Raw genomic sequence first — 13,234 nt, forward strand, 5'->3', positions numbered from 1 at the left:
CAAACAAGGGGCCGGTTTGCTGGAAAACCAGTCCCTTTATCTTTATCGGGTCAAAACAGCCTTTGCATTGCAGTTGCTGCCCTTTTATTTGTATGATAAGTGCATACATAAACGAACAGACCTATTAAGGAGGAAACGGATCATGGAAGAAATGGATAACGGAAAAATACTAATTGTGGATGATGAAGACCGAATCAGAAGGCTGTTGAAGATGTACCTTGAGAGAGAGGGCTATACGACCGAAGAGGCGGAAAACGGGGACGAAGCACTTGAGCTTGCACTTGCAAATGATTATGATCTGATTTTGCTCGATCTGATGATGCCCGGAATCGACGGGGTAGAAGTGTGCCGCCAGCTAAGGGAAAAGAAGGCGACACCTGTCATTATGCTGACAGCAAAAGGAGAAGAAGCCAACAGGGTACAGGGATTTGAAGTTGGCACAGACGATTACATCATTAAACCATTCAGTCCAAGGGAAGTTGTCCTGCGGGTAAAAGCCCTGCTTCGAAGGTCCTCATCCACAAGCTTCCTGAAAACTGAAACGAAAGCAAAAAACGTCATAGTTTTCCCGCATCTGACCATCGATCATGACGCACACCGGGTAACAGCCGATGGAAAAGAAGTAAGCTTGACCCCGAAAGAGTACGAGCTGCTCTATTTCCTGGCAAAAACTCCTGATAAAGTGTACGACCGGGAGCAGCTGCTTAAGGAAGTATGGCAATATGAGTTTTTCGGAGATCTCCGTACTGTCGATACTCATGTGAAGCGGCTGAGGGAAAAACTGAATAAAGTTTCGCAGGATGCAGCAAAAATGATTGTCACCGTATGGGGAGTAGGCTACAAGTTTGAGGTTGGCAATGAATGAGGCTTTGGCGGAGTGTAGTAGGCAAGCTTTGGGGCACCATTCTCCTGCTGGTAGCATTCGTTCTTCTTGTTCTCACCATTCTATGGTTTGAATTTATTGAGAACTACCAGACGAATCAGGCAGAGAGTGAGCTTTCTCAGCTTGCAGGAAAAATCTCAAGCATCCTTGAAAACCACGATGATATTCACGACTCTCCTGCACTAGCCCGTTCAATTGCATTAGAGCTTTCAGATGAGAAAACCGGAATTATGATTGTTGATGAAAACGGAAAGCCCTGGTATTCTTCCGAAGGAGCCAGCAGCAGCCAGCCGTATATCAGCCTTCAGACCATTAAGAATGACAGAGAACTGGCAGCTGTTTTAAATGGCAAGCAAGAGAGCATGAAAACCATAACAGCTGATGATAAGAACGGTCCGAAAAAAGAGAAGGTTCTCCTTCAGGGAGTGCCCTATCAATTATCGAATGGTAAACATGGAGCTGTGTTTGTTTCTCAGTCCCTGGCTGCAATCAGAGAAGCGGCAAGCAGTACGACCCGGTATACGTTTATCGGCGCTGCGGTCGGGCTGATCCTTACAACAATCTTTGCTTTTTTTCTCTCCACAAGGATCACGTATCCGCTCAGAAAAATGAGAGAAGCTGCCCTCGAATTGACAAAAGGCAAGTTTGATAAAAAAGTTCCGATTCTAACCGGAGATGAAATAGGGGAGCTTGCCGCTGCGTTCAATCAGATGGGAAGACAGCTCAAATATCATATCAATGCTTTAAATCAGGAAAAGGAACATTTGACCAGTATTTTGAGCAGTATGGCTGACGGTGTAATTACGCTTAATATTGATGGAACCATTCTCGTAACCAATCCTCCTGCTGAGCGATTTCTGCAAGCCTGGTATTATGAGCAGGAAATGAATATTAAGAGCGGGGAAGAACTTCCGCCGGCAGCGAAGGAGCTTTTTCAGAGGGTGGTTCACACTGAGAAAGAACAGGTAATTGAGATGACGCTGCAGGGCCGTTTCTGGGTTATGGTAATGGGCCCGCTTTATGATCAGGATTATGTTCGGGGAGCGGTAGCCGTTTTAAGAGATATGACAGAAGAACGGCGGCTTGATAAACTCAGAAAGGATTTTATCGCCAATGTAAGCCATGAACTGAGGACGCCGATTGCCCTGCTGCAGGGCTACAGTGAAGCGATTGTCGATGATATTGCAAGCTCGGATGAGGAGAAAAAGGAAATTTCCAAAGTCATATACGAAGAATCTCTCCGAATGGGGAGACTCGTCAATGAATTGCTAGACCTTGCAAGAATGGAAGCGGGCCATGTGACTCTCCTTTATGAGAGAGTTCAGGTTTCTGAACTGATTGCCAAGATATCACGTAAGTTCCAGGGAATGGCAAGGGAGAAATCCATCATTCTATCCTCTGCCGTCCATGTGGAGAACGACTGGTTCATTATGGACTCGGACAAGATCGAGCAAGTCCTGACCAACCTTGTCGACAATGCCATACGCCATACCGATGAAGGCGGAACGGTCACTTTTACGGTCCGTACAGCAGATAATGGGCTGAAAGTCGATGTGACAGACACTGGAACAGGCATTCCGGAGGAAGACCTTCCGTTTGTATTTGAGCGGTTTTATAAAGCAGATAAAGCAAGGACAAGAGGCAGATCCGGCACCGGACTCGGTCTTGCTATAGCAAAGAATATTATAGAAGCTCATCACGGGACGATCACTGTCCGCAGCAAAATTCATGAGGGAACCACGTTTACGTTTTATTTATCTAAGATTGACGAAAAGCTTATGGAAGGGAGTAAAGAATGATGAATTTATATACAAGAACCGGTGACAAAGGACAGACCAGTCTTATCGGAGGCCGGGTAGATAAGGATGACATCAGGGTGGAGGCATATGGAACGCTTGATGAATTGAATGCAATCACAGGTCAGGCGATGTCGCTGCTGGAAGATGATAAATACAGGGACATTTATCAGGAACTCGAAAAGATTCAGCATGAGCTGTTCGATTGCGGGGGAGACCTCGCCTCTGTGCTGAGTCCGGAAAAACGCAAAGATAAAGCATCTCCGGAAATGACCGGTTTTTTAGAAAAAAGAATTGATGAATATGTGAAGGAAGCTCCGGAGCTCGAGCGGTTTATCCTTCCGGGAGGGACTCAGGCAGCAGCCGTTATCCATCTCGCAAGAACGGTGGCCAGAAGAGCTGAACGGAGGATCGTCACGCTTCAGAAGCATTCTGAAGTGAATGAAAATATCCTTCAATATGTAAACAGGCTGTCCGACTACTTTTTTGCCGTAGCCAGAGTCATTAATTACCGCTCTGGAACGAAAGATGTAGAATATGAGAGAAGTGCCATCGTGTTTGGAAGAAAAAATAAAGAATCGTAAATTTTTGTGAAAAAGGAAGGAATCACCTTCCTTTTTTTTTGTGTTCGAAGGTATAATTTCTATTAAGCCTGCAGTTTGCTTAAGGCAGGTCAGAAAAAAAGGACTGTATCTGTAACCTTTGAAAAGTCTGATACGACTAAGCAGATGAACGGAGGGGTTTCCATGGAAGAAGCCTTCCAGACTTTATATGAAAACTATCATCAGGATCTATTTCAATTCCTGTTTTATATGGTGAAAGACCGCGAACAGGCAGAAGACCTTGTTCAAGAGGTTTATATACGCGTACTGAAATCCTATGAAAAATTCGAAGGCAGAAGCTCTGAAAAGACGTGGCTGTTTTCAATCGCCAGGCACGTGGCCATCGACTGGTTTCGAAAGCAGAAAACGATTAAGCAGCGCCTGATTGAGAAATTTGACTGGGATCAGAATCAAGTGAGGGACGAGTCTCCGCTGCCGGATGAGATTGCTCTCCAAAACGAGCAAGTTCAGTGGATTTATCAGTCTCTGGATGCATGTACAATCGATCAGAAAAGTGTAGTGATTATGAGATACATACAAGGCTATTCCATTCAGGAAACAGCCCGGGCACTGAAATGGTCGGAAAGCAAAGTGAAAACAACTCAGCACAGAGCGATAAAAGCTTTGAAGAAAAGCATGGCTCATCTCAGCGGGAAGGAGGGAGCAGAGCATGAAAAGGTCCGAGTATAATGATGAACAGCTGCAGGAACTGCTGTCACAGCTTCCCACTCTAAAAGATAAGCGGTCCCGTGAGGAAATTTACAGAGGATTAGCCAGAAGCCGTTCGGCAAGACATAAAAAAATATGGATCGGGCCTCTATTGGCGAGCTTCGCCGCACTATTGATCCTTACACTGATTTCCCCGTTCTGGCTGGAAGAATTGGGCACCACGCCAGAGGGGAACAGTGTGAAAGAAAACATAGCACTGGATCTGCCTGAACCGGATCAGGCACCTGCGGAATCTGCAGAAGAACGGCCGGCTGCACAGCCGGAGGAGGAGTCACAGGCACCTGCTCCAAGAGAAAAGATGACCGATCAAACAGAATCCCCGGACACACCTCCCGAGGAAAAAAACCAGACAGAAGCAGCAAAGGAAGAAGCAGTGCCTGAAGACGATGCTCCCGAAAATGACGGGGAGACGGTGACCTATTTAGCGGAAGAAAGCAAGCAGGAGCAATCATTGGTAATGGCTTACTCGGATCCTAATGTAAGGTATACGATTCCTGTAACCCTTGTCTCTGAAAATGGACCGGTTTCAGCCGGTCAGTACGGCGGGATGGTGACCGCCTTTCAAGAGGATAAACTTGGATTAACAAACTACTTTGAAAATATTGAAATCAGAGAATCAGAAAGTCCCGAAATAATTGAAATTCATATGGATGAATCACGAGAGCTCGAAAGCTCATCAGAAGCGCATTTTGCTGAAATGATTAAAGAATCCTTCAGCGGCAAGGGATTTGAAAAAGCCAGGCTTTTTACCGGAAAAAAACCGGGAATCGAGATGGGGCCGCTTGGCCTTGTTGAAGAACTGGATCTCAAGAAGAGGGAAAAAAAAGCTTTTTATAAATATGTATCAAAAAACAGCCAGCCTCTTTTTGTTTATTCAGAAGAATCCTATTCCACGGTTAGTGAAGCTTTCCAAAATATGTACCGTGACCAGGACGAAACCCTTCTTTCTATTATTCCCAAGGGGGTATCTATTGAATCCGTTAAAGAAAAAGGAAAAGAACTTATTCTTACATTTAAACCTGCTGATATGAAAAATGATGAAGAATTTATTTTTATGCTGGAAGGCCTGCTTCTCACAGCGAAAGAATTTGGTTTTGAAACCGTAACATTCCGGGATGCGAAAGCAGAAAAAATTGGGAAAATTGAGATGAATAAACCGGTAAAGGTCCCTTTTGGACCTAACCCGGTCCCTGTTGAAAATAAATAAGGGCAGAAAATGCCCTTCCTTGTAAATTGTCGAAAAATTTCATCGTTTCCCTTAACTCTCTTGCTTTAATATGATAAAGTTTAACTAGATAAGGGAGGGATATTTATGCTTACCGACTACCATAATCATCTAGAACGCGGGACGCTTTCGCTGGAATATTTGAAGGAATTTACAGATGAAGCGAAGCGTAAAAACATTGACCATTTTGGAATTTCCGAGCATGCCTATCACTTTTATCAGACAGCAGATATCCTGAGCAATTCATGGGTGGAAGAGAGACGGTATTATGATATGAAGGATTACACGGCTCTTTTCAGTCAGGCTGAAAAAGCAGGCATCGATGTTAAAATGTCGATTGAAATGGATTACACCCCCGGTAAGCACAAAGAAATGGAGCGGTTTATCCGGCAGTATGACTTTGATTATGTGATTGGTTCAATTCACTGGATCGGCGGCTTTGGCATTGACCTGAAGGAATTTATCCATGAATGGGATAAAAGAGACGTCTATGATACATATAAAAAGTATTTTGATCAGGTAGTGACGCTGGCGGAATCCAATCTGTTCGATATTGTCGGGCACCTGGACCTGGTAAAGATCTTTAACTACATTCCTGAAAACGAAGAATTCCTGCTGGAGCAATATGAAAGAGCAGCGGAGGCTCTGTCCAAAAGCAAGACTTGCGTGGAAATTAGTACGGCCGGTTTAAGAAAACCAACCGGGGAGCTGTATCCAGATGAGAGGCTGCTGAAAATGTGCTATCAGAAAGGGGTTCCGATCGTCCTGTCTTCAGATGCCCATATTCCAGGGGATGTGGGTGCAGACTACGGTCAAGCTGTTTCTTTGGCCAGAAAAACAGGGTATGAAACCATTATGACTTTTTCGAAGGGAGAAAGAAAAGCAGTTCCCCTTGGATAATAGAGAGGTTTCCTTAAAAAGGCTATGTAAAAACCGGCCTTAGATCAACCCACAAGATAAACTTATTGATAGAAGTATGGAAAATCATGCTGAGAGAAAATATTGGAATGGAAACCCTCGGGATGCTCAAGGCATTCCGGGGATTTTCGTTGTGAATGTCGTTTATGCTGCTTCACCCCAAGCTTTTGAGCCGAAAGAAGACTCCCAGCCCCGCCGGCTGCTGAACAGCCCGGAAAGAAAATCAGCCAGAACAAACCAAAAAAAAAGCATTAAAACGGACTTTCTTATGGTTTAATAATGCAAGGTGCTGAAGGGGCAAAGCCTGCAGCGGTAGTAGCGCTTGAAAATAGCAGCGAGCTCTTCAAACGCACACTGCAGTAACAATGAGATGAGGGGTTAGATGTGTTATATGATGACCGGTACCATCTGCACGTAGGTTATTATGAAAACGGGGAGGATTTTGAGGCAATTGCTTATAAACGTCAATCACAAGAAACGTGGGACATTTTCTTTGATTTCGAGCAGTACGGTTTGAGTAAGCCGGTTCTAAGGACCCGGCTTAAAGACGGTGCCATGTGGATCTTCTCCATTGATAAGGACGAGCTTAATAGTCACTATGGAGCTGAAAAATTTAAACAGTGGCTCTCGGCTCAAAGATTGATTTAAAAAACAGGGAAGCCTCTCATGAACAGGCTTCCCTAAAAGAATTATAGGTTAATTGTGGAACAAATCCATCCGCACGATTGATTCAGAGCTCAATGGCATGGATAAACACAATTTCCTCAAGCTCAGAAAGCGCACCTAAAATGACTTGGTCGAGCGGCCTGTCAAACGAAAGCATCATGATCGCTTCGCCGCCTTTTTCTTTTCGTCCCACCTGCATTGTTGCAATGTTTACAGCGTGATTCCCTAATATTCTTCCAACATTTCCAATTACTCCGGGAACATCGGTATGCTGAATGTAGAGCAGGTGGCCTGATGGGTTAAAGTCGATGGAAAATCCGTTAACAGCTACGATCCGTTCTCCAAAATGCGGAATCACGGTTCCCTTTATTTCAGAAGTCCGCTGCTCCCCTTGAATGGAAACGGTGATGCTGTTGGAATATCCGGAGTTACGGCCGGATACTTTTTCAATAAACTGTATGCCTCTCTCCCTGGCAAGCACTCCGGCGTTCACCGTATTTATGTTGATATCCATTCGCTGTTTCAGAAAGGAAGCAATCATGCTTTTGGTTACATATGAAGATTCAATTTCAGCTGCTTTTCCTTCATATTCAATAGTGATGCTCTGAACCGGCTCTTTCATATACTGGGACATAAAAGACCCAATCTTTTGAGCAAGAGAATCAAAAGGCGCTACTTCCTGGTACTCTTCATCAGACATAGCGGGAAGATTGATGGAAGTCGTAACCTGTTTGCCCTGGATAAAAAGAAGAACCTCTTTAGATACTTGATAGGCGACATTCAGCTGCGCTTCTTTCGTTGATGCTCCAAGATGGGGAGTTGCGATCACCTGGTCAAATTCAAGAAGACGGGTGTGTTCAGGGGGCTCTACCTCAAAAACGTCGAGTGCTACTCCCCGGACATGCCCATTTTCAAGATGTGCACATAGCGCGCTCTCATCAATGATACCGCCGCGAGCGCAATTGATCAGATAGACCCCTTTCTTCGTCTTCGCAATCGTTTCATCATTCAGCAGTCCTTTTGTCTCTTCCGTCAGCGGGGTATGTACCGTTATGATATCCGCGTTTGACAGGAGCTCTTCAAAATCATGCTTTTCTACTCCGATTTTCTCGGAACGCTCCTTTGTCAAAAACGGGTCGAATACAGCTACTCTCATTCCAAAAGCTTTCGCTCGTTTTGCAAGCTCAGTCCCGATCCTTCCAAGACCTACAATTCCAAGCATTTTGCCGTGCAGCTCACTTCCGACGAATGAAGAACGTTTCCATTCCCTGTTTTTCACTGACATATTGGCCTGGGGGATATGCCTGACAAGGGAGGCGATCATGGCAAAGGTGTGTTCTGCAGTAGAAATGGTATTCCCATCAGGTGCATTGATTACGATAATGCCTCTTCGGGTGGCCTGCTCGACATCAATATTATCTACCCCGACTCCGGCTCTGGCCACAATTTTCAAATTAGGCATAGTGTTCATCAATTCTTCCGTAACCTTCGTGGCGCTCCGGACAAAGAGAGCGTCATAGCTTGATAAGTCAGTCTCCTCTTGAACATTCTTCTGAACGATCTCAATATTTTCCGCTTCTAGCAGCGGTTCAAGCCCGTCTTTGCTGATTGGATCTGAAACAAGAACTCTGAACATCAAACATCCCTCCAGTCAATTTTGTTAGATAATTTATCATATTGAGAATAGTTTAACAATAGTATTCAGTGCGGTAAAGGGTGAAAGCGGTTACTTGACTAATAATTTTTTTAATGAGGTAAAAGGTGGATATAAATGCATTTTTCTATACAAAAAGCCAAATACCCTATATAATTACTTGGAATACAAAATAATAGATCATTCTTCGGGGCAGGGTGGAATTCCCTACCGGCGGTGATAGGGCAAATGTCCTTAAGCCCGCGAGCCTGTAAGGGCAGGATCTGGTGCGATTCCAGAGCCGACAGTATAGTCTGGATGGGAGAAGATGGTGGCTAAGCGCTGAAAAGATCCTTTTTCTGCGTTTCTTCGGAATGCACATCAACTCCCTCTGCCAGCATGGCAGAGGGTTTTTTGGCAGATCGGGACAGCCCTTCTTTTCAAGAGACCGATCATGAAAAGGAGAGAACAGCTATGCTACAAAGCAGCATTAGAAAAAGAGTTATTACAGCCGTATTGAGCAGCATCGCCTATTTGCTGATGATGCTCGAAATTCCCTATCCGGGAAGTGTTTTTTTGAAATTTGATTTCAGTGATCTTCCAGCGCTCGCGGCTCTTATTTTATTTGGACCGGGTTCGGCCCTGACTGTCGAAGCGCTTAAGAATGTGCTTCATTATTTAATCCAGGGAAGCGGTACAGGCGTGCCGATTGGCGAAGCAGCAAACTTTGTTTCAGCTGCCGTTCTAATTTTGCCATTGTGGTTAATATATAAAAGAAACCAAACGTTAAAAGGCCTCCTGCTTGGACTTGGTGCAGGTACGGCTGCAATGGCCCTGATCATGTCCATATTTAATTATTATGTGATTTTACCGGCCTACACATTTTTCCTTGGAATGGAACAAATGAACACAGAACAAATTTATCAATTTATTGTATTGGGAATTCTCCCGTTTAACCTGATTAAAGGGATTCTGATCTCGGTAATCTTTACAATGGTTTATATAAGAATGAAAGCATGGTTTGAGCAAAAATCGGTTCAAGCCGGCAGAAGCATTTAAATTACCACCACTTAATTTCCTTGCGAAAATTTGAAGTGGGGTCTGCTCGCCTGAACCCATAAAAAATACCCCCTGCCTGCAAGGCCGGGGGTATTTTTTTGGGCTATTCAAATTTCAATGCATCGCCTTCGAATGGCTCGTCTGCCACTTTGATGGAATCCGTCGGGCAGCCTTCATAGGCATCCATCATATCTTCTTCAAGCACTTCTGGAATCTCAACAATTCCCTGGTTTTCATCAAGGGTTACGAATGCAATCCCTTCATCATCATAATCGTAAATGTCGGGTGCAGCTGCACCGCATGCACCGCAGGCAATGCAAGTGTCTTTATCAACGATTGTATACTTAGCCATATAAAAAAACCTCCTGATCATTCTTAGGACTGAACGGATGAATGTACAAATTTAATCTTTCCCGCTTGGTGTAAAGTCCTTAACTTATACCTATTGTATAGATGTTGTTTGAACTTTTCAATAAAAAAATCCACTGAGAATGCTTATCATAACAACGTTTCTAGTTCTTACCGTACCCTTTTAGTGAGGCTTTAAACATCTGTCTCCTGTGAAAAATCTGTTAAAATAAAAACAGATGGATTAGCTTATGAAAAGTGCTGGTGATTCGTAATGACTGTATCAGGATATTCTTATCTTTCTCTCCTGTGCCTGGACCGTTTTAAAGGAGAACGTTCTTTCTCGGCGATTTTCCATCTTTTAAGAGGGAAAAAGACCTCCCAAACCCTTCAGGATATACAGCTCTTCAGCCTGTCCAATTTTTTCTCCCTATTTCCGCAGATCAGCAGAGAGACTGTTGAGGAGGCCTGTAAGCACCTCGAGTCTCAAAACTACATTGACCGGGAAGGAAAACTGACGGCGGAAGGTGGCAATGTGCTGAGCTCGTTAAAGAAAGATATGCCGATGCCATTGCATCTGGATAGCTGGAAGCATGGAAAGGAAGCAAGAAAAGCATGGGAGAAGCTTTCACTATTGGTACAAACAGCCACTCATTTTGCTGATGGAAAAAACCGTTTTCTGCCGGTTACCTCAAATGAAGAAGCACAGAAGTGGGTTAAAGGATGCTTAAAACAGGCGGAATGGAGCAGAAGCGGACTGGCTCAGAACGTGTTCCGGGATTTACATAAGTTTTTATCAGACCAGCCTGATTGGATGTCGGAGCTTTTTGTTTTTCGGCTAACCTCTCCAGGCCGTGCCGGTTTAACCTATCTTCAGCTGGAGGAGAGGCTTGACCGCGATGCGGTGTATCTGGAAGTATGCTTCTGGAGTATGATGCACCAGCTTTTAGAACAATCGGCCGAGTATGAATTTTCCGTTCTTTCAAATCTGAAAAACGGCAATACTGACTCTCTTCCTCTTACGCAATCGGCCCGGCAAACGTATCGTCTGCTCATGCAGGGTATGGACAGGGAGTCGGCAGGGAAGGTCAGGAATTTAAAGCAAAGCACCATTGAAGATCACATTGTAGAAATAGCGATGCATGATCATCGGTTTGATTTCAGCCCTTACTTTCTCCCGGAGGAAAAGGAGGAAATCATTCAGGCGATTCATGTGCTGCAAACAAGACAGCTGAAAAAAATTAAAGAGTATCTGGATCATAAATATACATATTTTCAAATACGGCTTGGAATGGCTGCGGCAAGGAGGTAACCGGATTTGGGAGAAGCAAAGGCTGCGCTGAAAAAGTATTTTGGCTTTGATTCCTTTCGTGAAGGACAATGTGAGATTATCGAAGATTTGCTGAAAGGACGGGACACCATCGCGATGCTGCCTACGGGTGGAGGAAAGTCTATGTGCTATCAGCTTCCCGGCTATATAAAAGATGGATCGGTCATCATTGTAACCCCTCTGCTTGCACTGATGGAGGACCAGGTGGCCCAGCTGAAAATGGCAGGTGAGAAAAAGGCTGTTGCCCTGAACAGCTTTTTAACCCTTCATGAGAGAAGTACAGTTCTTGATCATCTATCCGAATATCGTTTTATCTTCCTCTCACCTGAAAGTTTAAGAAACAGCAGGGTCATGTCTGCATTAAAATCCGTAAACGTTTCTCTGTTTGCTGTGGATGAAGCCCATTGTATCTCTCAGTGGGGTCATGATTTTCGCCCTGACTATTCGATGATCGGAAAAGCGAGGGCGCAATTGAACAAGGCACCCTGTCTTGCAATGACGGCCACGGCGACTATAGAGGTAATCCGCGACATCAAAGAATCTCTGCAAATGGAAAATGCGGAACATCATTTATACTCTGTTAACAGACCGAATATTTCATTGGCTGTAAAGAAGATGAGTGGACTAAACGAAAAGCTTGAAGAACTGGTGTCTCTCGCAGGCCATCTAAAAGGACCGGGCCTGATCTATTGCGCCGGGCGGCAATGGACTGAAAAGACAGCCGCTTATTTAAAGGATCATGGACTTACCAGAACCGCTTATTATCATGGGGGCATGGAAAATGAGCAGCGGATGCTGATCCAGCAGCAGTTTCTCAACGGACAGCTTGACTTGGTGTGCTGTACAAATGCTTTTGGAATGGGTGTAAACAAGAATGATATCCGGTTTGTCCTTCATTTCCATATGCCGGCCAGGATGGATTCATATATGCAGGAGATCGGAAGGGCCGGACGTGATGGCCTGCCCGCTATTGCGGTTACTCTATTTGATTCAGCGGATATTCAGCTCCCTTTATTTATGATAGAGAGAGAATTTCCAGAGCGGGAAGACATTCGCGCATATTTGAGATCTTTGGCGAAAGATAGCCCATACCGGCTCGAGCTGGAAGAGACGCATCAGCGGTTTATCGATCATTATGCCACAAGTCTGCATGGGGTTGACGCGGAAGAAAAAACAGAAGCTATATGGAAAAAGATCCAGCAGCGCCAGCAAATTAAGTCCGAAAAGCTGAAGGATATGGTAAAATGGTATTCGACAGATGGTTGCAGAAGAAGCGGAATTCTGGCACATTTCGGTGAAAAAAGTGATTCCCCTGCTTTCACACGCTATTGCTGTGACTACTGCGGGATGGAAGAAAGCAGCTATTACGGAAATACCGGTCATTCTCCAAGTATCAATGAAGCGATGGATTGGGAAAACGAACTTAAAACGATGTTTAAAGTGAGTGAACCTCTTGTTCAAAAATCAAATTGATCTGATCCATAGTCTGACCGACCGGCAAATGATCCAACAGCTTTATATGACACAAACCGTACTAGCCGCTGCAGGACTGGCAGGGTCCTGGCTGTTCTTGGGGGATGTTCTGGCTCCTGCAGAAAAGCTTTCTGTCACACTGCCGGCTCTATTATCAGGCATAGGTCTTGCTGGATTGGCTGTTGCTGCTGACTATGCGGTAACGAATAAGGTGCCTGCTGGATGGTACGATGATGGAGGCGTAAATGAAAAGCTGTTTAGAAGCTGTTCCATTCCTCACATCGCTCTTATGGCAGCTATTATCGCGTTCACGGAAGAGTGGCTGTTCAGAGGAGTGCTGCAGACTGAATTTGGTTTGCTCGCTGCCAGCCTCATCTTTTCTATTCTTCACTTGCGTTATTTGACTAAACCGCTGTTGTTTGCAATGGTAACTGCTGTAAGCCTGCTTATCGGTCTGCTATATGAAATGACAGATAATCTCTTTGCCGTCATGACAGCTCACTTTCTTATTGATTTCATTTTTGGCATTCAAATAAGAGTAAAGTATGTAAATCGAGGTGAAACCTGACCCC

Annotated in this window: 13 protein-coding genes and 1 riboswitch; of the genes, 11 read left to right on the forward strand and 2 right to left on the reverse strand. The window is 44.5% G+C overall.

The annotated features are described in order from the left end of the window. Positions 1-151: 151 nt before the first annotated feature. The 7 genes from ACQCVE_RS01385 (at position 152) to ACQCVE_RS01415 (ending at position 6,801) form a co-directional block, all read left to right on the forward strand. Positions 152-865, forward strand: a complete 714-nt coding sequence (locus tag ACQCVE_RS01385; RefSeq protein WP_426844249.1) for a response regulator transcription factor — start codon at positions 152-154, stop codon at positions 863-865. Then, positions 862-2,682: an ATP-binding protein gene (locus ACQCVE_RS01390; protein WP_426861356.1), complete on the forward strand. Its 1,821-nt coding sequence runs from the start codon at positions 862-864 to the stop codon at positions 2,680-2,682. The genes ACQCVE_RS01385 and ACQCVE_RS01390 overlap by 4 nt, the downstream gene beginning before the upstream one ends. Then, complete coding sequence (locus ACQCVE_RS01395; protein WP_426844250.1) at positions 2,682-3,263, forward strand: cob(I)yrinic acid a,c-diamide adenosyltransferase; 582 nt, start codon at positions 2,682-2,684, stop codon at positions 3,261-3,263. Before ACQCVE_RS01390 ends, ACQCVE_RS01395 begins: the two co-directional genes overlap by 1 nt. Positions 3,264-3,425: 162 nt before the next feature. Further along, positions 3,426-3,971 (forward strand): RNA polymerase sigma factor SigX, encoded by a 546-nt coding sequence (gene sigX / locus ACQCVE_RS01400; RefSeq protein WP_426843957.1) that lies wholly within the window; start codon positions 3,426-3,428, stop codon positions 3,969-3,971. Next, entirely contained in the window at positions 3,952-5,217 is a 1,266-nt protein-coding gene (locus ACQCVE_RS01405) for a hypothetical protein (protein WP_426861358.1), read from the forward strand. The genes sigX and ACQCVE_RS01405 overlap by 20 nt, the downstream gene beginning before the upstream one ends. 105 nt (positions 5,218-5,322) lie before the next feature. Beyond that, entirely contained in the window at positions 5,323-6,135 is an 813-nt protein-coding gene (locus ACQCVE_RS01410; protein ID WP_426843960.1) for a histidinol-phosphatase, read from the forward strand. 402 nt (positions 6,136-6,537) lie between these two features. Further along, positions 6,538-6,801 carry a DUF3986 family protein gene (locus tag ACQCVE_RS01415; protein ID WP_426861360.1) on the forward strand — a complete coding sequence of 88 codons (264 nt, stop codon included), beginning with the start codon at positions 6,538-6,540 and terminating at the stop codon, positions 6,799-6,801. 82 nt (positions 6,802-6,883) lie between these two features. Here ACQCVE_RS01415 and serA read toward each other — a convergent pair whose 3' ends face one another. After that, positions 6,884-8,455, reverse strand: a complete 1,572-nt coding sequence (gene serA, locus ACQCVE_RS01420) for a phosphoglycerate dehydrogenase (protein WP_426861362.1) — start codon at positions 8,453-8,455, stop codon at positions 6,884-6,886. A gap of 197 nt (positions 8,456-8,652) precedes the next feature. Then, positions 8,653-8,786: riboswitch (FMN riboswitch) on the forward strand. Between the two features lie 140 nt (positions 8,787-8,926). Here serA and ACQCVE_RS01425 point away from each other — a divergent pair. Next, on the forward strand, positions 8,927-9,511 hold the full coding sequence (locus tag ACQCVE_RS01425; RefSeq protein WP_426843963.1) for an ECF transporter S component: 585 nt from the start codon (positions 8,927-8,929) through the stop codon (positions 9,509-9,511). 103 nt (positions 9,512-9,614) lie between these two features. On the opposite strand, the gene ACQCVE_RS01430 is transcribed toward ACQCVE_RS01425, so the two are convergent. Then, a complete protein-coding gene (locus tag ACQCVE_RS01430) occupies positions 9,615-9,863 on the reverse strand; it encodes a ferredoxin (RefSeq protein ID WP_123917349.1) in 249 nt (82 codons plus the stop codon). Positions 9,864-10,133: 270 nt separating this feature from the next. Between ACQCVE_RS01430 and ACQCVE_RS01435 the strand changes: the two genes are divergently transcribed. The 3 genes from ACQCVE_RS01435 to ACQCVE_RS01445 are packed head-to-tail and all read left to right on the forward strand — an operon-like array spanning position 10,134 to position 13,230. Beyond that, positions 10,134-11,171 (forward strand): helix-turn-helix domain-containing protein, encoded by a 1,038-nt coding sequence (locus ACQCVE_RS01435; RefSeq protein WP_426843964.1) that lies wholly within the window; start codon positions 10,134-10,136, stop codon positions 11,169-11,171. A gap of 6 nt (positions 11,172-11,177) precedes the next feature. Then, on the forward strand, positions 11,178-12,662 hold the full coding sequence (locus ACQCVE_RS01440; protein ID WP_426843965.1) for a RecQ family ATP-dependent DNA helicase: 1,485 nt from the start codon (positions 11,178-11,180) through the stop codon (positions 12,660-12,662). Continuing rightward, the gene (locus ACQCVE_RS01445; RefSeq protein WP_426861363.1) at positions 12,643-13,230 is read left to right on the forward strand and encodes a CPBP family intramembrane glutamic endopeptidase; all 588 of its coding nucleotides are present in this window, start codon (positions 12,643-12,645) and stop codon (positions 13,228-13,230) included. Before ACQCVE_RS01440 ends, ACQCVE_RS01445 begins: the two co-directional genes overlap by 20 nt. The last annotated feature ends 4 nt before the right edge of the window (positions 13,231-13,234 follow it).

Origin of the sequence: Metabacillus sp. 113a, from assembly GCF_050107635.1 — a bacterium.
Classification (GTDB): Bacteria; Bacillota; Bacilli; order Bacillales; family Bacillaceae; genus Metabacillus_B.

Coding starts and splice junctions, on each gene's coding strand:
- ACQCVE_RS01385 (WP_426844249.1), top strand. CDS start 152: ATGGATAACGGAAAAATACTAATTGTGGATGATGAAGACCGAATCAGA.
- ACQCVE_RS01390 (WP_426861356.1), top strand. CDS start 862: ATGAGGCTTTGGCGGAGTGTAGTAGGCAAGCTTTGGGGCACCATTCTC.
- ACQCVE_RS01395 (WP_426844250.1), top strand. CDS start 2,682: ATGAATTTATATACAAGAACCGGTGACAAAGGACAGACCAGTCTTATC.
- sigX (WP_426843957.1), top strand. CDS start 3,426: ATGGAAGAAGCCTTCCAGACTTTATATGAAAACTATCATCAGGATCTA.
- ACQCVE_RS01405 (WP_426861358.1), top strand. CDS start 3,952: ATGAAAAGGTCCGAGTATAATGATGAACAGCTGCAGGAACTGCTGTCA.
- ACQCVE_RS01410 (WP_426843960.1), top strand. CDS start 5,323: ATGCTTACCGACTACCATAATCATCTAGAACGCGGGACGCTTTCGCTG.
- serA (WP_426861362.1), bottom strand. CDS start 8,455: ATGTTCAGAGTTCTTGTTTCAGATCCAATCAGCAAAGACGGGCTTGAA.
- ACQCVE_RS01425 (WP_426843963.1), top strand. CDS start 8,927: ATGCTACAAAGCAGCATTAGAAAAAGAGTTATTACAGCCGTATTGAGC.
- ACQCVE_RS01430 (WP_123917349.1), bottom strand. CDS start 9,863: ATGGCTAAGTATACAATCGTTGATAAAGACACTTGCATTGCCTGCGGT.
- ACQCVE_RS01435 (WP_426843964.1), top strand. CDS start 10,134: ATGACTGTATCAGGATATTCTTATCTTTCTCTCCTGTGCCTGGACCGT.